General features: G+C 63.9%; 19 protein-coding genes. 4 read left to right on the top strand and 15 right to left on the bottom strand.

What is annotated here, in order from left to right; translation table 11 throughout:
* Positions 1-98 precede the first annotated feature (98 nt).
* Positions 99-1,619 (top strand): aldehyde dehydrogenase, encoded by a 1,521-nt coding sequence (gene adh / locus THIDRDRAFT_RS02895; RefSeq protein WP_007039297.1) that lies wholly within the window; start codon positions 99-101, stop codon positions 1,617-1,619.
* Positions 1,620-1,827: 208 nt separating this feature from the next.
* Positions 1,828-2,214: a DUF779 domain-containing protein gene (locus THIDRDRAFT_RS02890; protein WP_007039296.1), complete on the top strand. Its 387-nt coding sequence runs from the start codon at positions 1,828-1,830 to the stop codon at positions 2,212-2,214.
* A gap of 17 nt (positions 2,215-2,231) precedes the next feature.
* Here the strand turns inward: THIDRDRAFT_RS02890 and THIDRDRAFT_RS02885 are convergent, their stop codons facing one another.
* The 3 genes from THIDRDRAFT_RS02885 to THIDRDRAFT_RS02875 form a co-directional block, all read right to left on the bottom strand.
* Positions 2,232-4,454 carry a TonB-dependent receptor family protein gene (locus THIDRDRAFT_RS02885; RefSeq protein ID WP_007039295.1) on the bottom strand — a complete coding sequence of 741 codons (2,223 nt, stop codon included), beginning with the start codon at positions 4,452-4,454 and terminating at the stop codon, positions 2,232-2,234.
* A 247-nt stretch (positions 4,455-4,701) separates the two neighbouring features.
* Entirely contained in the window at positions 4,702-5,559 is an 858-nt protein-coding gene (locus tag THIDRDRAFT_RS02880; RefSeq protein ID WP_007039294.1) for a nucleotidyl transferase AbiEii/AbiGii toxin family protein, read from the bottom strand.
* Complete coding sequence (locus THIDRDRAFT_RS02875; protein WP_007039293.1) at positions 5,556-6,206, bottom strand: type IV toxin-antitoxin system AbiEi family antitoxin domain-containing protein; 651 nt, start codon at positions 6,204-6,206, stop codon at positions 5,556-5,558. Before THIDRDRAFT_RS02875 ends, THIDRDRAFT_RS02880 begins: the two co-directional genes overlap by 4 nt.
* A gap of 719 nt (positions 6,207-6,925) precedes the next feature.
* Here THIDRDRAFT_RS02875 and THIDRDRAFT_RS23535 point away from each other — a divergent pair.
* Positions 6,926-12,286, top strand: coding sequence for a PAS domain S-box protein (locus THIDRDRAFT_RS23535; RefSeq protein WP_007039292.1), 5,361 nt, complete (start codon positions 6,926-6,928; stop codon positions 12,284-12,286).
* Between the two features lie 120 nt (positions 12,287-12,406).
* Here the strand turns inward: THIDRDRAFT_RS23535 and THIDRDRAFT_RS25445 are convergent, their stop codons facing one another.
* From THIDRDRAFT_RS25445 to THIDRDRAFT_RS02850, 5 genes are all read right to left on the bottom strand, one after another.
* Positions 12,407-12,814: a hypothetical protein gene (locus THIDRDRAFT_RS25445; protein WP_139058595.1), complete on the bottom strand. Its 408-nt coding sequence runs from the start codon at positions 12,812-12,814 to the stop codon at positions 12,407-12,409.
* Positions 12,815-13,564: 750 nt separating this feature from the next.
* Positions 13,565-14,167 (bottom strand): amino acid kinase family protein, encoded by a 603-nt coding sequence (locus THIDRDRAFT_RS02865; protein ID WP_007039290.1) that lies wholly within the window; start codon positions 14,165-14,167, stop codon positions 13,565-13,567.
* Positions 14,168-14,169: 2 nt separating this feature from the next.
* Entirely contained in the window at positions 14,170-15,567 is a 1,398-nt protein-coding gene (gene pabB / locus THIDRDRAFT_RS02860) for an aminodeoxychorismate synthase component I (RefSeq protein ID WP_007039289.1), read from the bottom strand.
* A 92-nt stretch (positions 15,568-15,659) separates the two neighbouring features.
* Positions 15,660-16,700: a hydantoinase/oxoprolinase family protein gene (locus THIDRDRAFT_RS02855; RefSeq protein ID WP_007039288.1), complete on the bottom strand. Its 1,041-nt coding sequence runs from the start codon at positions 16,698-16,700 to the stop codon at positions 15,660-15,662.
* Positions 16,693-17,697 carry an ATP-grasp domain-containing protein gene (locus tag THIDRDRAFT_RS02850; protein ID WP_007039287.1) on the bottom strand — a complete coding sequence of 335 codons (1,005 nt, stop codon included), beginning with the start codon at positions 17,695-17,697 and terminating at the stop codon, positions 16,693-16,695. The genes THIDRDRAFT_RS02855 and THIDRDRAFT_RS02850 overlap by 8 nt, the downstream gene beginning before the upstream one ends.
* Positions 17,698-17,709: 12 nt before the next feature.
* Between THIDRDRAFT_RS02850 and THIDRDRAFT_RS02845 the strand changes: the two genes are divergently transcribed.
* Positions 17,710-18,387: a HisA/HisF-related TIM barrel protein gene (locus THIDRDRAFT_RS02845; protein ID WP_007039286.1), complete on the top strand. Its 678-nt coding sequence runs from the start codon at positions 17,710-17,712 to the stop codon at positions 18,385-18,387.
* An 87-nt stretch (positions 18,388-18,474) separates the two neighbouring features.
* Here the strand turns inward: THIDRDRAFT_RS02845 and THIDRDRAFT_RS02840 are convergent, their stop codons facing one another.
* The 7 genes from THIDRDRAFT_RS02840 to THIDRDRAFT_RS02810 are packed head-to-tail and all read right to left on the bottom strand — an operon-like array spanning position 18,475 to position 25,177.
* Positions 18,475-19,662 (bottom strand): 6-pyruvoyl trahydropterin synthase family protein, encoded by a 1,188-nt coding sequence (locus tag THIDRDRAFT_RS02840; RefSeq protein WP_245535773.1) that lies wholly within the window; start codon positions 19,660-19,662, stop codon positions 18,475-18,477.
* A 60-nt stretch (positions 19,663-19,722) separates the two neighbouring features.
* The gene (fae, locus tag THIDRDRAFT_RS02835; RefSeq protein ID WP_007039284.1) at positions 19,723-20,235 is read right to left on the bottom strand and encodes a formaldehyde-activating enzyme; all 513 of its coding nucleotides are present in this window, start codon (positions 20,233-20,235) and stop codon (positions 19,723-19,725) included.
* Between the two features lie 30 nt (positions 20,236-20,265).
* Positions 20,266-21,234 (bottom strand): triphosphoribosyl-dephospho-CoA synthase, encoded by a 969-nt coding sequence (locus THIDRDRAFT_RS02830; RefSeq protein ID WP_007039283.1) that lies wholly within the window; start codon positions 21,232-21,234, stop codon positions 20,266-20,268.
* Entirely contained in the window at positions 21,231-22,157 is a 927-nt protein-coding gene (locus THIDRDRAFT_RS02825; RefSeq protein ID WP_007039282.1) for an ATP-grasp domain-containing protein, read from the bottom strand. The genes THIDRDRAFT_RS02830 and THIDRDRAFT_RS02825 overlap by 4 nt, the downstream gene beginning before the upstream one ends.
* Positions 22,154-23,131 carry a methenyltetrahydromethanopterin cyclohydrolase gene (gene mch / locus THIDRDRAFT_RS02820; protein ID WP_007039281.1) on the bottom strand — a complete coding sequence of 326 codons (978 nt, stop codon included), beginning with the start codon at positions 23,129-23,131 and terminating at the stop codon, positions 22,154-22,156. Before mch ends, THIDRDRAFT_RS02825 begins: the two co-directional genes overlap by 4 nt.
* Positions 23,128-24,285, bottom strand: a complete 1,158-nt coding sequence (locus THIDRDRAFT_RS02815) for an ATP-grasp domain-containing protein (RefSeq protein WP_007039280.1) — start codon at positions 24,283-24,285, stop codon at positions 23,128-23,130. The genes mch and THIDRDRAFT_RS02815 overlap by 4 nt, the downstream gene beginning before the upstream one ends.
* The gene (locus tag THIDRDRAFT_RS02810) at positions 24,275-25,177 is read right to left on the bottom strand and encodes an NAD(P)-dependent methylenetetrahydromethanopterin dehydrogenase (RefSeq protein WP_007039279.1); all 903 of its coding nucleotides are present in this window, start codon (positions 25,175-25,177) and stop codon (positions 24,275-24,277) included. Before THIDRDRAFT_RS02810 ends, THIDRDRAFT_RS02815 begins: the two co-directional genes overlap by 11 nt.
* Positions 25,178-25,182 lie beyond the last annotated feature (5 nt).

Below are 25,182 nucleotides of genomic sequence, written 5' to 3'. Positions count from 1 at the left end.
GCTCCAGGCTCAGTGCTCTGGCACTCCAATTGCTGACGTGAACAACCGAACACGACAAACAGCCAGATGGCAATAAGAACAGCCCAGGAGAGACAGAGATGATCTACGCCAAACCCGGCCAACCCGATTCAAAGTTCAGCTTCAAGTCCCGCTACGCCAACTTCATCGGCGGCGAGTGGGTGCCGCCGGTCGAGGGTCGCTATTTCGAGAACGTCTCGCCGGTCGACGGCAAGGTGTTCTGCGAGATCCCGCGCTCGTCCGCCGCCGATATCGAGCTGGCCCTGGATGCCGCGCATCGCGCCAAGGCGGCCTGGGGCCACACCTCGCCGGCCGACCGCTCCAATGTCCTGCTCAAGATCGCCGATCGCATGGAGCAAAACCTGGAGCTGATCGCCCTCTCCGAGACCTGGGACAACGGTAAGCCGATCCGCGAGACGATGGCCGCCGATATTCCGCTGGCGGTCGATCATTTCCGCTATTTCGCCGGTTGTATCCGCGCCCAGGAGGGTTCGATCTGCGAGATCGACAAGGATACGGTCGCCTACCACTTCCATGAGCCCCTGGGCGTGGTCGGGCAGATCATCCCCTGGAACTTCCCGATCCTGATGGCGGCCTGGAAGCTGGCACCGGCGATCGCCGCCGGCAACTGCGTGGTGCTCAAGCCGGCCGAGCAGACCCCGGTCGGCATGCTGGTGGTCGCCGAGCTGATCCAGGATCTGCTCCCGCCCGGCGTGCTCAACATCGTCAACGGCTTCGGTGTCGAGGCGGGCAAGCCGCTGGCGACCAACAAGCGCATCAACAAGGTCGCCTTCACCGGTGAAACCAGCACCGGACGGCTGATCATGCAGTACGCGGCCGAGAACATCATCCCGGTCACCCTGGAGCTGGGCGGCAAGTCGCCGAACATCTTCTTCGCCGATGTCATGGATCAGGAAGACGCCTTCTTCGACAAGACCCTCGAAGGCTTCGCCATGTTCGCGCTCAACCAGGGCGAGGTCTGCACCTGCCCCTCGCGGGTGCTGATCCAGGAGTCGATCGCCGACACCTTCCTGGAGCGCGCCATCGAGCGCGTCAGCAAGGTGCGCCAGGGCAATCCGTTGGATACCGACACCATGATCGGTGCCCAGGCGTCGCACGAGCAGTTGGACAAGATCCTCTCCTATCTCGACATCGGCAAGCAGGAGGGTGCGCAGTGCCTGATCGGCGGCGAGCGCAATGTGCTGGAAGGCGATCTGGCTGAGGGCTATTACGTCAAACCGACCGTCTTCCGCGGTCACAACAAGATGCGCATCTTCCAGGAGGAGATCTTCGGCCCGGTGGTCTCGGTGACCACCTTCAAGGATGAGCAGGAAGCGCTGGAGATCGCCAACGACTCGCTCTACGGCCTGGGCGCCGGCGTCTGGAGCCGTGACGGGCGGCGCGCCATCGTCATGGGCCGGGCGATTCAGGCCGGTCGCGTCTGGACCAATTGCTACCACCTCTACCCGGCCCATGCCGCCTTCGGTGGCTACAAGCAATCCGGCATCGGGCGCGAGACCCACAAGATGATGCTCGATCATTATCAGCAGACCAAGAACCTGCTGGTCAGCTACAGCCCCGACGCATTGGGCTTCTTCTAGGTCGCAGAACCGGATTCCGATCTGCTGCACCCGGGCTACATCCCGTAGCCTGGATGCAGCGCCGCGAAACCCGGAGATGGCACCAAGCCCCATGCGGACGAAGCGCTGACGCTATCGCGCAAGGATCGGAAATCGGCTGTTACGCCGTTTCAAAAGCCAAGCAGCGGCAGCAACTTAGCACCCAAAAGCCACTGCTGGAGCAACCGATATGCCCGACCCGACACCGCGCGTCGTCGCCACCGAGGCGACACTCGAACTCATCGAACGGCTCAAGGAAATGCACGGCGAACTCATGTTCCACCAGTCTGGCGGCTGCTGCGATGGCAGCGCACCCATGTGCTGGCCGGCTGGCGATTTCCGCACCGGCGCCAGCGACGTCAAGCTCGGAGAGATCGGCGGCTGCCCCTTCTGGATGAGCGAATCCCAGTTCGAATACTGGCAGCACACCCAGCTCATCATCGACGTGGTTCCCGGTCGGGGCGGGATGTTCTCGCTCGAAGGACCGGAAGGTGTCCGCTTCCTCACCCGCTCCCGACTCTTCACCGACGAGGAATCGGCCGGCGTCGCCCCGGTCGAGCACGGCGGCGACGCCTAACCGCCTCGGTCGCTGTCTCAGAAGGCGTAGCTCGCCGTCAGACCGACCAGATAGGTCGCGCCCGCGCCCGGCGCGTAATAGCGCCCATTGGCATCGTTCGCGCGCACCCCTGAGATGTAGTCCCGATCCAGCACATTGTCGACGCGCACGAACTCCGAAAGCTCCAGCCCGCCCATCCGCTGGGTGAACCCACCACGCAGATTCAGCAACCAGTACCCGGCCGCCGTCTCGGTGTTGCGATCGTTCACATAGACCGCGTCCTGGCCATAGACGCTGACCCCGCCCTCGAATCCCCAGGGCGCGTAGGCATAGCTCAGCTCCCCGAAGACGCTGAACTCCGGCACGCCCGGAACCTGGTTCCCCGAGTCGACGGTCGCCGCATTGAGCGTCGAACCGGTGGTGCGGCACGGAATGCCGGCACAGCCAACGAAGCTGTCGGTAAAGACGCTATCGATATAGGTCGCCGCCAGATGTCCGGCAAAGCCGTGATCGAACTCGCTCGCCAGCATCAGCTCCGCCCCTCGGCGACGCGAGCCCGGTACGTTCTGATAGGTGGAGCGCCCACCGCGATTGGTGGCGACCGTGATCTCGTTGTCGGTGTCGATCTGGAACAGCGCCAGATTCAACCGTGTCCGATCCCCCAGCAGGAACTTGGCACCCAACTCGTAATGCCAGCTGATCGCAGGCTCCAGATCCAGGTTCAAACCAGAGCCGCCATCCGGGCGATAGGCCAACTCGGTGAAGGTCGGGGTCTCGAAGGTCTTGCCGACGTTGGCGTACAGATTGATGTCCGGGGTCAGACCGAACAGCAGACCGAAGGCCGGCGTCCAGGCACTGTAGGTCTTGCTGCCGCTGTTGTCCGGGTTGTAGCTGCTCTCCGAGATGGCGACGGTCGAGCCGCTGCAGGTCCCCGCCGAGGTTCCGGGCGCCGTGACCTGCTCGGTGGTGCAGATGAAATGGTCGTCCGAATCGAAACGCACCTGGGTGCGACGCAGACCGACATCCAGACTCCAGCGCGGGGCAAAGGCCCAGCTTCCCTGCACGAATCCGCCCCAACTGTCGACGCTGTTGTCCTCGTTGCGCTTGAGCGCGCCACGCGTGCCGTACTCGTTGATATACCCTTCGCGATCGTCGGTTGAGCGATCGTAATCACCACCCAGGGTCAGGGTCAGAGGACCCTCGGCCAAGCTGGATTCGTGACTCCACCACAGGCTCGCCCCGCCGAAATGCCGATCGTAGGTGCTCACCCCACCGGCAGAGGTGATGGCGTTCTGACTGAACAGCGGCACGGCGAGGAACTGCTCGTTGGAACGCGTGCCGGAATAGGCCATCACCCGCAATTGATCCGCGTCCGACACGGGCTGATCGAGGATCACCCCGCCCTGCATGTTGTCCAGGGTGCGGCGCGTCTTGTAGATCAGCGCACCCTCGGACGCCTGGCGCGGATCCTCGCGCACCTGCTCGGCCGTCAACCCGAGCGGATCCCGACTGTTGGGCAGATTCATGGAATTGGCGATCAGACTCAGCGTGCCGCCGCTCGGCAGGGCGTATTTCAACTTGGCATTCACCTGATCCTTGATCGAGGCGCTCCAGTCGCGATAGCCGTCAGTCTCAGAGTGATAGGCATCCACCACCCCGTTGAGATCGCCGAACTGTCCGCCAAACTTGCTCCCCGCGATCCAGGTGCCATCGCTGCCCGCCATCAGACGCATCGACAAGGTCGGATCCACCGGCCCATCCTCGGTGAACACCTGAACCACGCCGCCCGAGTGATTGCCGTAGAGCGCCGAGAAGCCACCGCGCATCACCTCGATGTCTCCCGCCGACCCCAAATCGAACAGCCCCGGACCGCCCTGCCCGTCCGGCGTGCTCGCCGGAATACCGTCCGCGACCAGCTTGATGCCACGTGTCCCGAACTGCGAACGACCGCCGAAACCGCGGATCATGATCTGCTCCTCCTGAGCGAAGGTGCCGCGATTGGTCACCAGGGTTCCCGGCACCCGTTTCAACACCTCAGAAACCAGAACCCGAGCCGTCTGGTCCTGAATGACATCGGACTCCAGGGCATCGATCGAGACCGGCAGATCGAAATTGCGCGCCTCCACCCGCGTCGCCGTCACCACCACTGCATCCAGCTCGGTCACCCCCGCCGAATCCGCCACCGACTGCGCAACGCCAGCGCCCCACAAGACCGCCGCCATCGCCACCAGCCTCCCGCTCCGACCAAACAGCTCGTCCATTTGTCCTCCACGAAACCTTGTTGTTTTTTCTCGTCCAACGCGCGTCATGCGACGCCCGACAGACCGAAATCAAGCATGATCTATACCTTGTTAACAGCAAGGAAATAACAGCGACTTAGCGCACGGCCGGCGTTCCAACCCGCCGCCAATGGGGGAAAGGGAGTTTCAGTATGAGACAGGTGTGTCCGGGGTGACACAGAGGACGCAGACCGACGCCTGCGCCGACCTAAAGCGATCCGCGAGAAACTCACGCCCCCAGAGAGAGGACGAGCTTCGCAACCTTGCCGGTGAAAAAGCGCTCGCTCCAGAGCTTCAATCCAGCCTGCTCTGGCACTGCCAGAAACGGCTCCACATCCTGTGCCGCCACGGTCCAGTCGATCGCTCGAATACGCGCAATCAAGGACGACTCCAACCAGGCCTCGTCGACCCTCACACCGGCCTCCCGCCAAGGACCAGATTGATCGATGGCCGCCGCAAGATGCGATAGGTTGGGCTTCACGCCTCGAGCGACATACCAGGCGAAGTCGAACCAATCGCGCCCCTTGAGATAGGGCCGACAGAGCAAGGCATGGATCTTCAACGCGAAGTTGCTTGGCGGATCCTGAAGGCAGACCTCGAAGTCGAGAGGAAAGTCGAGATAAGAATATTCGAACCCCGAGCCCGCCGGAGGACAGGTGTCGACCTCCAACTTGACCTTGAGCTTGCGGCCGGTATCGCCGCGATAGAAGGACAGATCGAGCTGACGCGCGATGGAATCGTCCTTGAGCATGGCCTGCCTGACGGCGCGATCCATCCGACCTCGGTCGACCAGTTCGCAATGCACGCCGAACTCGGCCAGCACGTCGACCAACACCCCGAAATAACGCGACCAGTCGAAACCCGCATCGGCGTCGATCAGAATGAAGTCCAGATCCTCCGAAAAGCGACGCAGACCATGAAATAGCCGCAGGCTGGTTCCACCCTGGAAGGCCGCCACCTCGAAAAAGCCGGCGCGCCACAAACCGTACAGGGCCACTTCCTGCAGGATCTCCCTCAGCGCCTGCTCTTCGCGCCACGCATCGGCCACCGCATAGCTTTCGAGCCGCCGACGCAGCAAATCGATCATGACGCCAACTCCCGTTCCATGGCCTCAATCGCCGCCCGCATTCGGCCATGTCGATATAGCGGACGCAGCGCCTCCAAATCATCGCGCCGCAGCGACGCCATCAGATCCGGATCGATACGCATCTCCCACGCCAGTTCCATCAATCCCGGCCAGTCCCGCTTGAGCAGACACAGCCGATCCAGCAAGGCCCGCAGCGGACGAGCCACCAAAGCCACCTGCTCATCGAGCTGAACCCGCTCGACCGCTTCGAGAAAGAAGCCCGGATTCAGCGCCAATGGCAAAAACCGAAAGGTCTGGAACTGAGGAACCTCGAACTCCTCGCGCCGACGACCTGGAACGACGCAGAGCGTCATGGGCACCGCCTCCGGAATCCATCCATGAAAGCTTAAGGCCGATTCAAAGGACACATAAGAACCCGACCGCAACGCCTGAGCCACAACGAACGGATGCGCCAGCTTCCCCGATACCGAAGCGGCCAACCGATAGCGTCCACGCCGTAGCCGCACCAACTCACCACGATGCAAGGCTCGATTGACCAGGTTGTAACGCCGCTGCGCGGTGCCATCGAGCAGGCGCGCCAACTGCCCCTCGGTGAGGATGCGCTCCGCCCAGCCCGCCGCAATGATCGACTCAGTCAGTGTTTCCATGAAATGCAAGATACTTTCATTGTTTGAAAGTTTTCAACATTTCTTCTGAATCTCCGAGCGAAGCTGTCTTGGGGCGTGCGAGCCGCGCCAAGGTAGTCGCAGATATTGATGGTGCAGTATCAGGCGCAGCCTAGCCAATGCACGAAAAATGGCGCGGGTCGGTCGCAAAGACCCGCGCTCTAGACGCCCCGCAAACGCGGGGAAGTGAAACAGAGGAACGAAGCAGTCACCTCTGAGCACGGTCCATCCCCGCAAGCACGCGGGATCGACGCTGTGCATCCGTTCCCCGCGCCTGCGGGGATGAACCGGACATCCAGGAACTGAGTGACGAAGACCTGAGCCGTTCCCCGCGCCTGCGGGGATAAACCGTTCACCGAGTTGATACCGGGCAGCTTGCAGTAGAGGCGCTCGACGCCTATTTCCTGGATGTGCCGAACGGAGAATCCCGATCTCATGCTGGCGGATCGCACCGAAACCTCCAACAATTGAATTCAAATGATTTTTTTCACCACAAGGACGTCTAAGATGAGACTGTGCATCCCCGCGAAAACAGCGGTGACCTTCCTCGCCGAAGGTCACCACATCGCATGCGAAGCGGCCCTATCCCGGCATTGGGATGGCGCGTCTTGGCCCGTCGTTGACATGCGTACTGAACGGAAAGCGGCTGACGCCCCCAAAGTCGCACCGCGACGACGCTATCCAAAACCGAGTGAGCGCGCATGAATGTTCCCACCGGTCCCGAAACCGGAGAGGAAACGCCCTTATGGGACGACCCCCAAATCGCGCTGATTCACTTAAGCGCGATTCACGCCTTCTCCGCCAGCATCGCGGCCAAACCGAATCCACAGCAGCTGTCCGAGGCATTTTTGGACGGCGTGCTGCGCCTTCCGGAGCTGGACGGCGCCGGACTCTATTGGCGCAATGCGCAGGGCGGTTATCGGCGCGACACGGGGCGCGGACTTTCTGAAACCGTCCACGCTTGGATCGAGCATGGGTCGGCCGGTTCATCGCTTGCCCGTCTTGCAGATGGGACAGGTCCGAGGTGCTTCCGCGCGCAGGCTCAAGACGCCTCCAGCGACGAAGGGGATATGTTGGACCCCGCCTTGATCGATGAAGGCGTCCGGTCGCTGATCATGATGCCAATCCATGTCGGCGGCGAGCCATACGCCGCTCTGTACCTGACCAGCCGACAAGCCGCATCCACCGATCGGCGAACCCTCGATACGCTGGACACCCTGACCAGGCTGTTCGAGTTGGCCCTGGAACTCGCCCCCGCCGAGCCGCATAGCCCGCACGAACACGAGGAGATGTTCCGTCTCATTTTCGAACTGGCAGAGGACGGCATCGCACTGATGGATGCCGAAACGCTACGGTTCGTCGAGGTCAACGACGCGGTCTGCCGTATGCAGGGATACAGCCGCGACGAGATGCTTCGACGCTCTCTGCTGGATACCGAAACGGAGGCGGACGCGTCCGTTGCGCGAGAGCGGAGTGCGCGCATACGGACGGAGGGAGATGCCTGCTTCGAGAACCGGCTTCGCCGCAAGGATGGGACGGTGCTCGACGTGCAGGAGCGCATTCGCTGCATCCGGCTTCACGGCAAAGACGTGCTGCTAGCGGTCTGGCGCGATATCGGTCCCGAAAAGACCCTTCGAGAGACATTGGCGAACGAGGCCGCTTGGCTGCGCGCGCTGATTGAGCATTCGCGCGACGGAATCGCCATCTTCGATCAGAACCATCATCTCATCGAGACCAATCCACGCTTCACCGAGATGCTCGGCTACGCGCCGGAGGAGATGCTCGACCTGCATGCCTGGGACTTCGATGCCCAACTCAGCCGAAACGATATCAGTACCCTGTTCGCCGACATTACGTCGGTCAACATCACCTTCGAGACACGTCACCGGCGCAAGAACGGAGCGATCTACGATGCGGAGGTCAGCCTCAGGGGCGCCCGCATCGGGGGACGTGAAGTCCTCGTCACCGTCGCCCGCGATATCAGCGACCGTAAGGTCGAGCAGCGAGCGCTCGAGGAGCGCGAGGCGCTGTTGGACGCCATCATCACCCAGGCCATGGATGGCATCCTTCTGATCGACACCGAAACCTTGCGTTTCAGCGAATTCAACGAGGCGGCCTGTCGCGGGCTCGGCTACGATCGCGAGGAGTTCTCCCAGCTCACGCTGGCGGACGTTCAAGCCGACTGGACGCCGGAGCAGGTCGAAGAACAGTTGCGGCACCTCATCGAGCGGGGCGGAGGAACCCTCGATGTCACGCATCGCCGCAAGGATGGCGAAACCCGCTTCGTACGTGCCGCCAATCGCCTGATCACGATCCAGGACCGGCGCTATTTCGTGACCCTCTGGTACGACATCACCGAGCAAAAGGAGGCTGAAAAGACGCTGCACGAGGCGATGCTCTTTCTGCGTCAGAGTCAAACGATCGCCCGAGTCGGCGGCTGGAAGGCCAATCCGGCCAGCGGAACGCTGATCTGGACCGAAGAGATCTACCGTTTGCTGGAGCACCCTCTGGACCGGCCACCGGCCAACCTGGAAGAGGGGCTGAGATACTACGTACCAGAATTCCGAGACCAGATCCGTCGGCACATGGTGGCAAGCTGGGAGTCTGGCACTGCGTTCACCCTGGACTGTGAAATGATCACGGATTCTGGACGGCACTTCTGGGCGGAGCTGCGCTGTATCGGACGCGTGGAATACGACGGCGAAACGTATCTCAGTGGAACCTTTCAGGACACGACCGAACGCCGCACGGCGGAAGCGGCGTTGCGCGAGACCGAGGAACGCTATCGCGCGGTGATCGAGAGTCAGGACGACGCCGTCTGCCGCTGGCTTCCCGATGGCACCCTGACCTTCGTGAACAGCGCCTATTGCGCGCTGTTCGCCAAACCGAGCGAGGAACTGATCGGTCGAAGCTGGCTCAGCTTGGTCCCGGAAACGGAACGTGCGGCGATAGACGAGGCCATCCACGAGTTCTCCGCGCACCCGCGCAGACGTCGCTACGACCAACCGCTCACGCAGGACGACGGCGAGGTCCGCTGGCTGCACTGGGCGGACGTTCCCCTGTTCGACGCGCAGGGCGTCTGCGTCGAATTCCAATCGGTCGCTCGCGACATCACCAAGCGCAAGCGTATGGAGGAGGCCCTGCGTGCAAGCGAGGACTCGCTCAACCGGGCGCAGTCGATCGCTCAGATCGGGAGCTGGACTCTGGACATCGCGACCGGGGCGATGTCCTGGTCCGACGAGTCCTATCGCATCTTCGGTCTTCCGCTCGGCTCGTCAGCGAGCTTCGACAGCATGGTCGCCGCCCTGGTCGAAGAGGACAAGGTCGCGATGCTGGAAACATGGCGGTCCACCCTGTCGAGCCGCCGGACGAAATACAACGCCGAGCACCGAATCATGGCGGGCGGCCAGACGCGCTGGATACGGGTGCTCGCCGAGATCGTCCGCGATGCAGCCGGCACGCCTCAGCGTGCGCTCGGCGCCGTGCAAGACATTACCGAACGCAAAAAGACCGCCGCCGAGCTGGAACGGCATCGTCACCATCTGGAGGAGCTGGTAACCGAGCGCACGGCCGAGCTAGAAGCCGCAAACCGCGCGCTGTTGGTGAGCGATCTGCGGCTCAAGGCCCTGTTCGAGATGAGCCAGGATGCTGAAACGCTGAATGAGCGGCAACTCATACAGCGCGGCGTCGACGCGGCCGTGCGTCTGACCGGCAGCCAAATCGGCTACCTGCACCTGGTCAATGAGGATCAGGAAACGCTCGAATTCCACACCTGGTCGAGCGGAACGCCGAACCCATTCGACACGCCCCATAACGCGCACTCGCCCATCGCATGCAGCGGCGTTTGGGCCGATACGGCGCGAATACGCCGCCCAGTCGTCCACAACGACTATCAGAACCAATCCGATCGACGGGGATATCTGGATGGCTACGTCCACCTGACCCGTCATCTGGGCGTACCGGTGGTCGCGGATGGCAAGGTTTGGGCACTGCTGGGCGTCGGCAACAAACCGACCGACTACGACGCATCCGACGCGCACGAGCTACAGCTGATCGGGGACGATCTCTGGCGTATCGTCATGCGTCGGCGCACCGAGGCGACCCTGGCCTCGGCCAAGGAAACGGCGGAGCAGGCCAATCGGGCCAAGTCGCATTTCCTGGCCAATATGAGCCACGAGATCCGCACCCCGATGAATGCCATCCTGGGACTGACACATCTGCTGCGTCAGCAGGAGTCGGATCCAGACCGCCGAGATCGACTGGACAAGATCGCTGGCGCCTCCAAACATCTGTTGCAGCTCATCAACGATATCCTGGATCTAGCCAAGATCGAGGAACAGAAGATCGTCCTGGAGTCGGCCGAGTTCGATCTAGCGGCAGTGCTACGCAATGTTTGCGCGCTGGTGAGCGATAAGGTCGAAGCCAAAAACCTGGAGCTGGTGGTCGATCTGGACCCCAGCACGCCCGACCGGATAGACCTGCGCGGCGATCCGACGCGCCTGAGCCAGATCCTACTCAACTTCCTCGGCAATGCGGTCAAGTTCACCGAACACGGAGTCATCTGTCTGCGGGTGCGCAGCGAAGAGGACACACCGAATGAGCGGCTCTATCGATTCGAGGTCCGGGATACGGGCATCGGCATCGCACCCGAGAGCCTGGATCGCTTGTTCCAGTCCTTCGAGCAGGCGGACAGCTCGACCACGCGCCGCTACGGTGGCACGGGACTGGGGCTCGCCATCAACAACCGACTTGCCGAGCTGATGGGCGGCGGAGTCGGCGTGATCAGCCAACCCAAAGAAGGCAGTACCTTCTGGTTCACCGCGCGCTTCGAAACGCTCGCCACGCCCGCAACCGATACAGAAACGCGGGGCGCCTTCCCAGACCACCGCGTGCTGCTGGTGGAGGACTGTACCGAGGCCAGCGCGGTGATGACGGGCATGCTGCACGCCTGGAACATCGAGGTGACCTCGGTCGCCTCGGGCAAGGCGGCTTTGACCGCACTGAGGGAGCGACCCGAGGGTTTCGATCTGATCCTGATCGACCAGAGCCTTCCGGATATGGACGGGGCCGAAACAGCCAGAAAGATCGAAAGCTTGCCGATTCGGCAACGACCGATCTGTCTTCTGCTACTGACCAGCCTTGATGGATCAAGCCCGCGCGAGGCGGGGGACAACCGCGTCCTCGTCAAGCCGATCACCCCCTCCAGTCTCCACGAGAAGCTGACGCAACTGCTCGGGGGAATCGAATCCTCCGAGCCCGCGTCGAAGCAGGCCGAGTCGGACGCCTCGCGCCATCTGGCCACACGCTACCGAGGCACGCGCCTTCTGGTGGCCGAGGATGATTTCATCAACCAGGAGGTGAGCCGAGAGCTACTGAGTGCGGTGGGACTGCAAGTCGACATCGCGAACGACGGCGCGGAAGCGGTCGCAATGGCCCAAAAAACCCGTTATGCACTGATCCTCATGGACATGCAGATGCCGAATATGGACGGTCTGGCGGCGACCCGAGCCCTTCACGCACTGCCAACCTGGCACAAGGTGCCCATTCTCGCCATGACCGCCAATGCCTTCACGGAGGATCGCAATCGCTGTCTGGAGGCCGGCATGAGCGATTTCATCGCCAAGCCCGTCGACCCGGACGCGCTTTACGCCACGCTGCTGACCTGGCTGTCCCACGCCCCCTCGAAACCCAAGGCCGTACCGACGACCGCAGCACCCGCATCCAAGACGATGGATCTGGAAAAGGCAAAACATGTCTTTCAGGATTTCGGGCTCTACCGCCACTTGCTGAAACGCTTCGTCGAATCCTACGGCACCGCCGCTCGGGAGATCGCCGAATCGCTGGCGAACGGCGACCATAACGCCGCCGAAGCGGTATCCCACAGGATCAAGGGTGCGGCCGGCTCATTGGCACTGACCGAGGTCGCCCGCATTGCGACGGAAATGAATCAATCGATCAAGGACGGCACCGAACCCGTGCATGGACCGGAGGACTTGGAAAGGGCGCTGAAGACCACGGCGGAGGCGATCGCCGAATTCATCCGGGATGAAGCATCGGGATGAAGCATCCCCATAGGACGGACATTCGCCAAATCGAGCGAAGAGACACACGGAGCTGTCGGTGAATAAGCGGACGGACCCGCCTTCCCTGGCGAGTCGGAGCAGGGAAAATCGAGGCCAACCTCAGACCGAGAGGTCGAGCACCGAACCACCACGAGTGGCCTGCGCTGGCTGGCCGGCGGAAAGATCCGCATAGGGATTATTGCGGGCCTGGGTCCGCTGCTGCTCGGCCAGGATCTCGGCTGGATCCTCGCTGGACTCTTCCGAGGCGGCCCCAGCGGCCACCGTAGCGTTTGCCGCAACCTCGGCGATCTCACCACTCAAAGACGACTGGATCTGGTAACCACCGTCCGCAGATGCGGGCGGCGATGTAGTCGCGGCCGGAGATGCAGTCGGGGATGCGGATGTAGGCGCTCTCGACTCTTCAGGCGCAACCTGCGAACGGGAGCGCAAGGCGTCCTGGGTCGTTGTCGCCAACTCCTGCTGTTGGGGTGGGGTCACCTCTTCGACCGGGCGAGTGGTCTCTGGCACGACGGAGGTCGCGGGAGGGGCAATGGCGAGTTGCTGGGCAGCGGGGGAACTCGCAGACGCCAGCTCCGAATCATTCGCAGGGCTTGTCGCGGGGCGCGTGGAGGCGTAAGAGGCCGCCAGGTTCGGTGTGGTTATGGAGACAGGAGAAATGCTCATGGTTCTGTTCCGCGGCTCGAATCCTTAGGCGCAATTAGATTGCTCAACCAATCGGCCCAAAGATAGTGAAACTGCCGGTTCGCCGAGAGAGGTTTCCTGATACACCGCATGGAGCGAATCCGACGGTCACGTGATCGACCGACTTGAACTGCTGAACGCGCTTTCTCGATCGACACGCTTTATGACTTAAGCATATGCAATTACCGCACACTTAACTGATATTTTCATCACAACGCCGACAAAAGGTCTCAGACCGAACGTCCTCCAGAACCTCTGCCAGATGACGCGACGTGACGTTCCCTCTCAAAAAGGGCGTCAAGACACGTCAGCTGGCATGTTCGTTGGAAGAAACCACCTCAGTACAGGCTTTCCAAGGCGCCGATAAAGAGGAGGGTCAAAACGATGGCGGCGATGGTGATGAGGTCGCGAGTCAGTGCAAACATGGGGGTCACCTGCTATCGACTGGGATCAAAGAGGCGATGCAGCCTTGCCTCCCCCTGGTTAGCCGCTCGGAGCGGCCCGAAAGCGCGAAACGAGTCGCGCGCCCTCACCAACCAGGTTAGTCAAGAATCACTCAGGCACAAGGGCCTCTTTTCAAAAGGTTCCAAGCCGACTTTCCGACAGCAAACACCTCAAGCGATCCAGTCCATGCGGATCCTGGATCGACAACAGATAGACTCTGGCCCCACTGACGACCGCGTAGTCGGGGAAGAGTCGATCGACGACACCCGCACGGGCCAATGCACTCAGATCGATCGAGTCCCACGCCAGGACGGCAGATTTGACCAACAGCAATCCAGAGGCGGACAGGATGGCGGACAACCAAGCCGCGAGAGAATCGGAGGTCATGTCCCAGGTCTGGGGGATGCGGGGATCGGCGAGCACCATGTCGACCGGCATCCAGACCGGTGTGCATCCCGCGTCGAGGGTACGGCGGATCTCATCCAGGCTCGCAACCGGGGTGAGCCCAGCCTGGATGGCGCACACCATGCGACCGTACTGCTCCATGGCGAGCAGCGCCAGGTGATGCGCGGCCTCATCCGCGAAACCCCAACGCGCCTGAGCCAGACGCACCTGATCGGCGAAGGGGCCGCCACCCGGTACCAGCACCAGATCGGAACGTCCGGCCAATGCGTCCAGCCAGGCGGGCAGCCGCTCCGAGTCGGCGAGACTGCCCCCGAGCTTGACCACCCACACGACTAGCTGCCCAGATTGCCGAGCCGCATGCGCTCCAGCAGATCGAGCAGCGGCGCGGCCTTGTGATAGGTCTCGCGATACTCGGACTCGGGATCGGAATCCATGACGATACCGCCACCGGCCCAGCAGCGCGCGACCCCGGCCGAATGGACCAGCGTGCGGATGGCAATGTTGGTATCCATGGCCCCATCGAACCCGACATAGCCGATCGCGCCGCAGTAGACACCGCGCCGGTGCGGTTCCAGCTCCTCGATGATCTCCATCGCGCGCTTCTTGGGCGCACCCGTGATGGAGCCGCCAGGAAAGCAGGCCCGCAACAGATCGAGCGCGCCGCTCCCCCGCGCCAGATGCCCGCGAACCGTACTGACCAGATGATGCACGCGGGCGAAGCGCTCGATCTCGAATAGCTTGGGTACCCGCACGCTGCCGATCTCGCATACCTTGCCCAGATCGTTGCGCAAAAGATCGACGATCATGAGGTTCTCGGCACGGTCCTTGGGGCTGAAACGCAACGCATCGGACAGCAGCAGGTCCTCGATGGGATCGGCTCCGCGCGGACGCGTCCCTTTGATCGGCTTGGTCTCGACCTCGCCCTCGCAGACCTGAAGGAAGCGCTCTGGCGAGGAGGAGAGTACCTGGCACTCACCGATGTCGAGATAGCCACCGAAGGGCGCCGGATTGAGCTGGCGCAGCAGCTTGTACGCCTGCCAAGGATCGCCCTCGGCGGGGACGGAGAAACGCTGGGCGAAGTTCACCTGATAGCAGTCGCCCTCACGCAGATACTCCTTGATGCGGGCGATGGACTCCAGGTATTGGCCGTGGCTCATGTTGGACCCGACCTGCCCCAGCACCCGGAACGAGCGATGCGCCGTGCCGCTGGAGCGTCCGGCGAGCGCCCCAGACAACAGCCTGGCATAGGCATCGAGCGTCGCCCGGTCCGGCCCGACCAGATGGCTGCGACAGGCCTGATGATCGACCACCAGTGCCCAATCGTAGATGCCCACGGCCATGTCGGGGATGTCCTCGGCGTCGAGCGCCAGGCTGGGCAAACGCTCCAAACGCCGTCCCAGGTCGTAGCCAAAGTAGCCGATGGCGCCACCGGCAAAGGGTAACCTCTCGGGCGCCGGACGGCTCGGCCCGAGCGTCTCGGCGAGCAGGGTGAAGGGATCCTCCAGCGAGGCCCGACTCCCCAACTCCGAGCGGATCTCGGTCTTGAGCCCTCGGGTGACGAGACGAGCCCCTGGATCGGCGCTCAGGATATCGAAACGCCCCTGTGCGCAACCGGGTCGGCCACTGTCGAGGAAGACCGGCCAGGCACGAGTGGCAAGCGGCTCGAACAGCGCGGAACTGTCGGGTCGATAGGGAAATTCGCGGATCGATGGAGTCGATGTCATCTGCATTGAGGCCGAATCGAGTACCTGGATTTCAGACCAGGTTGACAACAAGGGAACGCTCCACGACCACGGTTGATCGGAGCGGAGCGCACCGCTGATCAGATCATGGCCGCCAGACGCGCGAGCGCGGCGGCCGGAGCGCAGTCAGCCATATCCGGCGCGCCAACCTCGCTCGGCGCGAACAGCGACTCGAATCCGATATAGGGCCGACCCAATCGTTCGGCCAGACGGCGGGCCAGGAAACGCCCGACACCCGCCCCCAGAATCGGTGCCTGGGCCACCAGCTCACCACGCGACAAGAGACAGGCGCTGGCCTCCATGAGCCCCTGAAGCTGCACCTCGGCGAGATACTCGGCGAGTCGCTGCCAGCCCTGTTGATCCGCCGCCTCGACATCGAGACCCAGCATGCGGGCCAAGCGCCGGGCGCTCGCCATCGGCGTCTTCTCGCGTCCATCGGCGCTCGGCAGCAGGTCCGCATGATCCGGCAGTTCGCCGGTCAGACGATAGACGTCGCCCGTGGTCGCAAAGTGCTCCGCCATCAGCGGCACCCAGACCCCATCGAAAGGCGCGCGCTGGGCCAGCGACATGAGCGGGGTCCGCCCAACCCCGGCATAGAGGAGTTCGCCATGACGCAAACGCTCGTGATCGGTCGTGCCCCAGGCGCTGACCGCGCCTTCGGCAAAGGGCACCAAATCGGTCGTGGTGCTACCGATATCGATCAGCAGACCTTCGGGCACGATCGAGGCGGCCAGCGCGGCGCTCGCCATCCAGTTGGCCGAGGCGACCTGATGGGCCAGATCGACCGCCCGCGCCGGATCGACGAATCCGGCCGCTCCGGCATAGATGAGGAGCGGCTCCTCGCCGAGACGCTCGCGCATGACCGAAACGAGCGTCGCAACGCCTTGGTTCCGTCCCTCGAACAGGTCGGCCAGTTCACCGGTCATGGTCACCGCATGCCGATGCGGGCGCGGATCCACCAAGCGCTCCAGCACCCTGTCGATCCCGGCATGCAGATGTTCCACCCCCTGCCAGAGCGGACAGGCGACCTGGACCACCTCCAAGGCCCTGCCAGCCGCATCGAGCTGAACCGCCTTGAGGTTCGCACCTCCCAAGTCCCAACCAATCCAAGTCTCAGGCAACGTCAGAATCCTCCAGACAGATTTCGATCGCCCTCCCCGACTCGGCCGAATCGACCTCCGGCCAGCCGCCGGCATCGAGGCCAAGCACCACCGCGGCCGGATTGAGTCCAAGTGCGTCCTTGATCCCGACGTAAGAGGTGGTGAGGCGCGGATTGACCTCCAGAATTCGCGGTCCATCCTCGGTCAAGATCAGATCGACGCCAACATAGCCCCAGAGATCAGGCATGGCGGCCGCAATGCGCGCGGCCAGTGCGCGCAAGCCGGAATCTCGCGCGTCCCAGGCGTTGACCACGCAACCGAGCAGAACCAGTTCCTCATCCATCAGGGCCATGCGCTGACGGTTGACGCTGAGCAGACGCGCCTCGCCGTCGCGGGCAATGAGGCTCAGACTGGCCGGGGTGCCCTGAACGAACGGCTGCGCGACATAGATACAGCCCTCCTCCAGATGATCCCAGGCACCGCAGAGGAGATCGCGATCCTGGAACAACCGGATCCCGAGACAACCGACACCATCGTCCGGCTTGAGCACCCAGCGGCCTCGAATGTCGGGCAGGACATCCTCGCACGCGAAGGTGGGAACGACCGGAAGCCCGGCGGACTCCAGCACGCGCAGCGTCTGGATCTTGCTGGTCGCGGTCATCACGGCACGGGGACGGCTGTTGAGCAGCCGCTTGCCCGAGGCAAGAATGGCCCCGGTGATACGCCCCAGTGCCTGTTGATGCTCGGGCACGATGGGCCAGACAGCATCGACATCGGAGAGGGTTTCGCCCCAGACCTGGGTGAACTGCTCGGGCGAGTGAACGCTACGGGACTCGATGGGAAGACTCAGCGGGGCGAGCCGTGCGTCGCGCGTGATGAGACACTCCACCCCATCCAGCACGGTGAGATCGGAGACCAAGGCACGCAGCATCATATCGCCCTCGCGCACCAGCGAAGGAGTTAGGGCAGTGTCCAGCAAACCGCCACCAGTGATGTATTCGAAGACGAAAATGCGCATGCCCAATCCGAAATGAAACTGATACCTGTCATCGACCTGAAGAACGGCCAAGTGGTCGCCGCGCGGCAGGGTCGGCGAGACACCTATGAACCGCTCGTCTCGCCACTTTGCCCATCCAGTCAATTGGACGAGGTGGCGACGGCCATTCTGAGACGCTATCCCGTTGAAAGCCTCTATATCGCCGACCTGAACGCCATCGCCGGGGACGGCGATCATGTCGACCAGATCGAGCAGCTGCACCGGCGGCACCCCACGCCGAGGCTTTGGGTGGACAGCGGGCTTACCGCACTCGATCGGCTCGCCGCCCTCGTCCGTCCGGTGCTGGGTAGCGAATCGCTCGAATCGCTCGACCAACTGGCCGAGCTGCGCGCGCGCTACCCGGATGCGGTGCTATCGCTCGACTACCGTGGCGAGCAACCGCTCGGCCCCGCCGGGCTGGCCGCGAATCCCGCGCTCTGGCCCGACGATGTCATCCTCATGACGCTGGCAAGGGTCGGCAGCGCGCAAGGACCGGACCTCGACCGACTCGCCGCGCTGCGCCGTCTGGCGCCGAGCCACCGCATCCATGCCGCCGGAGGCGTCCGCAGCCCAGCCGACCTGGAACGACTCGACGCGCTCGGCATCGCCGGTGCCCTCGTCGCCACTGCACTGCATCAGGGCCACATCCCCGCCGCCAGGATCACCCAATAACCAGGATGCAACGCAGCGAAATCCAGGGGCTACCAAACAACGCCAACGCTCGCCCCCGATTCAACGGTGTCACCGGATCAGGCTGCGTCAGATCGCTGCGACGGACGCGCGCCAGGACGAGGCGCCGATCTGACGCTGGAAATGGGTCAGGACCGGGTCACTGCCGTCGCGCTGGAAATCGGCGAGACTGGGGCCGCTGTAATTGCACCAGGATTGGGTGGTCTCGTGTAGCTCAAGCTCGACGAGGCCGGGAAGATAATCGATGAGCTGCTCCCAGATAAAGACGCACAGCATCTCGGTGCTTGAGCGCCAGGCCAGTTCGGAGGCGGCGTAGTTGAGTGTGGCGTGATCGAAACGCTCGATCACCCGCCGGCCGACGACCCGTTTGAGATAGCCGTAGTCGATCACGCAGCCGGTCACCGGATCCATGCGCCCGCGCACCTTGACGTTCAGGGCATAGCGCCCGCCGTGCAGGTTGGAGCACTTGGCCGGATGGTCGGTGATGAAGTGGGCCGAGTCGAAGACCAGGTTCTTGCAGACGGTGAGCGTCGGGGTCTCCTGCTCGAAACGCTCCAATGCACCGGGCATGGCGCTCAGATGGGGACGCAGCCGATCCAGCAGACATTGGGTGTCCGCCAGGGCGTGGGTGCGCAACAGCGCCCCGCCCGGCTGATCGGCGGCGTCCAGCTCGATGACGGTGATCCCCTGACGTTCCAGCTCGACCGCAACCCAGTGCGCCTGGGATGCCTGCTGAAAGGGCATGAAGAGATAGCCCGCGTGCCATTCGGCCACGTGCGCGACGAAGGTCGCCAGGGCGAGCCAAAAATCGGGCGGCGGAACGGGACAATGGGGCACGGCATCCAAGAGGCTCAGATTCGACTTGGGTGCCTTGAGGCGATTGTGGGCGACCACCCGATGGGAGCGGTCGCTGTAGCGGTATTCCTGACGGAAACGAAAGCCGTAATCGCTCAGCGCGTCGAGATTCCAGAACAGCAGATCGAGGCGCCGCACCTCGCCGGGAAGCACGCTGAAATCGCCTTCCTCGCGCAGCAGGCCGGCCCAGCCAAGCCCACGCAGCACGGCTCGGGCGCGCTCGCCCGGATAGTGACTCGGCGGCGGATAGTCCGAGATCCGATCCGGACGATTCAGATCGTTGCGCTCGACCAACAGATCGAGCGGCACATGATGGCGGATGGCGTATTCCTGAAGGGTCAGTCCTTCGGCGTCGAGCCATTGCTCCAGCCCGACCGAGCGGACCTCCCCCATATCCTGCATCGTCACTTGCGATCGCTCCTGCATGAACGCGGACCGAGCGGTCCGCGCTCCAGCGTCAGATCAGTCGTGGGCGGCAAAGGGGTGCGAGGCGCCACCCTTCTGGGCGACGACGTCCTTGGCCTTGGGCTCGCCAGCCACGGCGCGCTTGATGGACTCCTTGGTCGCCTGATAGTTGAAATCCTGGATCTTGGCGTCGTCCTCGGCCTCCCAGTGGATGAAGACGCCGACACAGATGAAGAGGTCGTCCGCCTCGTCGGCCGGAATGGTGCCGTCCTCGACGCAATCGGCTACCGCCATGGCGACACCGCGCTGGGCCGGCCCGAACATCTGCACCGCCTGCTTGGCCCCTTTGATCGTGACCTTGTTGAACATCATGGTGTTCGGCTTGACCGGCAGGTTGGGGGCAACCACGGCCAGCAGGCTGGTGAAGCCGTCCTTGTTGTTGACCAGACCGTTGCAGAAGGCGGTCTCGACCGCCGAGCCACGCGGCCCCATGAGCAGGTCGATGTGCGCAACCTCGTTGCCGTCGCCGACCAGGGATTCGCCGACCAGAGTCTTGTTGATGACAGCCATCGTGATGTCTCCTTCGTGGTGGTGGTTGATTCAAGAACAGATCCCGGTGGCGCCACCGCCCGCCGGGACATCGGAAAGACGGCGACATGCCGCCGTGGGCTCGAACACTGAGGGAGCGGTTTCCAACCCGCGCAGCAAACGGGTTGCGACCGTCAGATCCGCCGAGGTACCTGGATTGATGCCGGCATCCTTGAGTTCCCGATCGAACGCAAGCAGCTCGGCCCGCCGCATCCGAGGATGTTTCGCCCGCCGCACATCGTCGAGCAGGACGGCGGCGCGCTCGCGCACCTCCTCGGCCGTCTCGGCCCCCTGCTTACGCGCGATGTGCGAGTCCGGCCAACGCGCGAGCAGCTCCAGATAGAGCAAGGCGGTCGACCAGGCCCGATCCTGCCAGCGTCCGTCGAGATCGACCGACAGCGGCTGGGCAACCTCGAAAAGGTCGGCATAATCGGTGGCGTACTGACGGGCGATGCGGTCCCGAGAGGCGGCGCTGGCCATGACCTCGATCAGGTGCGCGCCCGCGCCGCCGCGCACATCGTGCTCCGACGCCTCGCCCAGTCCACCCGGCGCCGCCAATCGGATGGCCCGGAACAGCCAATCCGTATCCTCGACGTCGGTCGTTCGCAGGATCTCTGCAAGCCGTTCGCGCAGACCGAGCGTCGGGCGCGGATCAAGCGCCGCCTGGATCAGCGGAGCACACAGCAGCAGGATGCCAAGGTTGGTGTTGCAGCCGACGGCCTCGCGGGTCGCGGCCACGGCGCCATGAATACGCGCGCCGAGTCCGATCCCCGGCTCGGTCAAGGGTGCGGCGCTCGCCTCGACGCTGTGGACGAAGTCCTCGACGCACATCCCATGTCCCGAGGCGTAGCGATGGACGTTGCCGGGCTTGAGCGCCTCCAGCTCCAGCAGGCACGCCTGGCGATAGAGACGCATCAGCTGGGCGCGACGCACCGGCATCCCGCCGTTCGAGACCGGATCGCACCGATGGAATAGCCTCATGACACGGCCTCCATGACGCGATTCTCGTGAATACGGCGCAGCATATCCGACACCAGCACCTCGGCCAGATCGAGCCCGCACACCTGCTGCAGCCCCTTCCAGGCGGGCACCCCGTTGACCTCGATGACCCAGGCTCGACCCTCGCGATCGCGCAGGATGTCGACACCGGTATAGGCCATCCCGAGCGCGGCCGAGGCTGACTCGGCCAGGGTGCGCAGCTCGGCGTCCAGCACCGCCGGGTGACAGCTTGCGCCCTGGGCGACGTTGGTGATCCAGTCGCGACTCGAACGGCGCATGGCCGCCAGGGCCTGTCCGCCGACGACGAAGACGCGCCAGTCGTGCGCACCCGCATCGCCGGTCGGGATGAAGCGCTGAAGGTAATGGATACCGTTGCAGTCGTCCGGCGCGGGAAGGTCGCCGCGTTCGCGCACCCGCGTCAGCCCCTCACCCTGCGAGCCGAAGAGCGGTTTGTGGACCAGCTGGTGACCGGCGGCCAGTTCGCGCTCGACCAGTTCGGCGATCCAGTCGGGGTCGCGCGCGCACCAGGTCGGAGGGGTCGGAATACCGGCGGTACGCAGCAGAAAGCTGGTCATGCATTTGTCGACGCTACGCTCGATGGCACGCGCGTCGTTATAGACCAGGATGCCGAGTCGGCGCAGGGCATGCAGTACGTCCAGATGGAAGGTGACCTGTTCCAGCGTGCCGCCCGGAACGCCGCGCACAAAGGCACCATCCGGCAATCCATCGAAGCCGGGGATGACCAGTCCGGCGCCATCGCCATCGTCCGTCAAATCGAAGCGGCACGCCTGCAGCGAGACATAGCCACTGTCCCAGCCATGCTCGGCAAAGGCCCGGCGCAGACGCGCGCCGTGCCAGCCCGGATCGTCGGTGCAGATGGCGATACGCCGACTCGGCTGGGTCATGGAGCGATCCCGAAGGAGGCCGCGAGCAGATCGAGGTCGATCCGGCCCGCCGCAAAGGTGCGCCCGCTCTCCACGGCGGTCAGCAGAATCCGGGCCGGGCTGAAGAGCAGCGGATCGACCTGAAAGAAATCGTAGTCGTAGGCCTTGAAGACCTCGGCGAACGGCCGTCCGTAGTCGCGCGAAGCACTGCTGGGCAGACGCTCGGCCAATTCTTCGATGGCGTCGTCTCGTCCACCCAGGAAGAGATGCACCTGCCCGCCGAAGAGAATGGCGTCGTTGGTCCGTCCCATGGCGGTGACGAAATCGGGCGAGGGCGGCGGCAGCGGCGCGCTGCCCATCCCGTCTTGGATCCGATCCAGATCGAACCCCAGTTCGTGCGTCTTGTGCAGTGCCACCTCCAGCACACGGGAGACGATCTGGACGGTCCCGGTGAGGCTGCTGGTCGGGGTGAGAATGAGGGTCAGGGCCGATGGATCGACCCCACACTCGTTCGCGATCTTGTCGACCAATGGAAGCGGCGGCTCCTTGTCGACCTCCAGGATCAGACAGGCCCGCTCGGACCGATCGCGATATCGGAGTTCGGCGAATAGCGGCTCCTTGCCGGCGAGCGCCCGACCGGGACCGGATCCAAGCGCATGAAAGGCGCCCTTGCCCTCCCCGTGCGCCAGACTCCATCCCGCGTACTGGCTGCCCAGACAGGCCAGCACCGGATCGGCGGCGCTCACCTCGACGTTGGACGGCCAACCGGGGACTGGACCGCTGCCGCTCAGCGTCACCCGACTCAGACCGCCGAGACAGATCTCGGAGATCCGTCGCCCGGCCTCCAGACCGCCGAGCGCCGAGATGCCCGCGTCGATGAGCTGGGCGCCGTTCTCCAAACGCCGCACCTCCAAGCGCAGCCAATCGGCATCGGCGACCAGTGCGTCGACCAATGGGGTAACGAGAGCGTTGAGGCTCGGGCGGCGCTCGATCATGAAATCACCTCGGTAGACATCAAAAGGGTCGATCTGCCCGCAAGGATCGAGAGGACCAGACGAGCGCGCTCGGCGAGCAGCATCTCCACATCCACGTCGGTCGCCTCCGCGTACAGGCTGCACAGGGGCGCGCCGCGCGGAATCCAGGTTCCGGGCCAGGGCCGATCCCGGACCCAATCGGGCCAGGAGAGTCCAGCCGGAACCGAGAGATCGCGCTCGGCATAGAGAATGCGGTGGGCGCTCGCATGGGACGGCGCGTGAGGGGCGAGATCCGGCAACAGACCCTGGCAGGCCCGAACATGACACGCGATCCAGCCCTCGGCCAAGGGGGAGGGATGGAGCGCCAGGGTCGCCGTGGGACGTGGATTGAGCTCCAGCAGCTGGACCCGCCCCCGATGCAGGATGAAATCCAGACCGTTGATGCCACGCAGACCCAGATCGGCGACCAGCGCTCGCGCATAGGTCTCGATCGCCCGGCAGCGAGCGACCTCGGCCGCATCGAGGCTTCTGGCCCCCGCATAGAAAAACGGGCCATCCATGGCATCGGCTGCATTCGCCAGCCGGCTGTAACCGATCGGGATCGAGCGCTTACCATCGGCGATGAAGAGCAGGGACATGGGCACGCCGTCCAGAAGGCGCTGGAAATAGTGCGCCCCTTCCGGCCGCGACAGATCTGAGCGCCAGCGCCGAACCCCAAGACCGCCGCTGCTCGCGGGCTCCTTGAGCAGCCAACCCGCGTCCTGTTCGGGCGGATCGAAACGGACCTCCGGGTAGTGGATACCGAGACGATCGAGCCGCGCGAACCAGGCGTTCGGGTCGGCCAGCAAACGCAGCACAGTGGAGTCGTTCCCGAGCAGGGTCACCCTCGACTCCAGCCATTCGAGAAGATCCGCCGAGGGCTCCAATCCGGCACCGTAGACCAAATCCGGGCGCCCCGATGCGTGGGACAGGATCCGCTCCAGCTCGCACCGAACGGCATCGGCGTCCAGGCCATGGCCCTTCATGGGGACCTGGATGCATTCGGCGCAGGCGCGGCTGTCCTCATCGGCAAAGGCGTCGATCAGCCGCACCCAGTATCCGGCGCGAACGGCCGCTTCGGCGATCGCGCGTCCTGAGTTGGCGACGATCAGCAGCTCGGATCGCTCAGTCGACATGCCGGCGGGCCATCTCGAAGGCGGCGTCGAGTCCCAGATATTGCGGGAATCCGGCCTCGTGCATCTGGCGCAGCAGGGCCTGCTGCACCTGATATTTGACGTTGCCGACCGCAAGCGCGCCGATCCCCAGGGCACCGCTGTGTGAGCCATCAATGGGCACGCCCCGATCCATCACACCGACCCCCTCGATCCCCTCCGGAGGAACCGCGTTGACGTCGCAGGCAACCTTGAGCCGCGTTCCGGCCTCGACCTGATCGGCATTCAACACCTGAACGCCAGCGGCGGCAGCATTGAAGACGGCGTCGGCCCCGGCCATCATGGCGGCGATACGATCCGGACCGCTGCCGTCTTCGGCACCCAGGGTCACCTCATAGCGATCCGCTATCGCCTGGGCCACCTCCTCGGCCTTGCCCAGCCCCAGATGACTGACGATCGCCACGTCCGCGCCCGCCTTCGCGGCCAGCATGCCGGCGGCCGTCCCCACAGGACCGGTTCCGCCGAAGACCAGGATCCGGCGACCGGCGAGCCCCTCGGGGCTCAGCTTGCGCAGCTCGGATTCGACACAGGCGACCATGGCCGCCGCCGTGGTGAAGGCCCCGCTGGGATCGGCCAGGACCGAGACCTCGAACGGCGGCACCATGGCACCCCGCGCCGCGTCCAGCATGTCGTTGGCCAGATTGATGTCGCGTCCGCCGAGGAAGAGCCCGGTGCGCTTCACGCCCTTGGGGCCGCGCGAGAAGATGGCGTCCTGAACCAGGCCCGGAACCTCGTCCAATGCAACCTGGAGATAGGGCACGCAGACCGTCCAGCCGGCATCGCAGGCCATGTTGACGTCGAAGGGGCTCAGGTTCTTGGCCGCCGTGATCATGTGCAGGATGAAGGGCTTTTCCATGGAAT

The organism is Thiorhodococcus drewsii AZ1, assembly GCF_000224065.1.
GTDB lineage: Bacteria > Pseudomonadota > Gammaproteobacteria > Chromatiales > Chromatiaceae > Imhoffiella > Imhoffiella drewsii.
The sequence above is the reverse complement of the archived record's forward strand: the minus strand, read 5'-3'. Positions and strand labels throughout refer to the sequence as shown.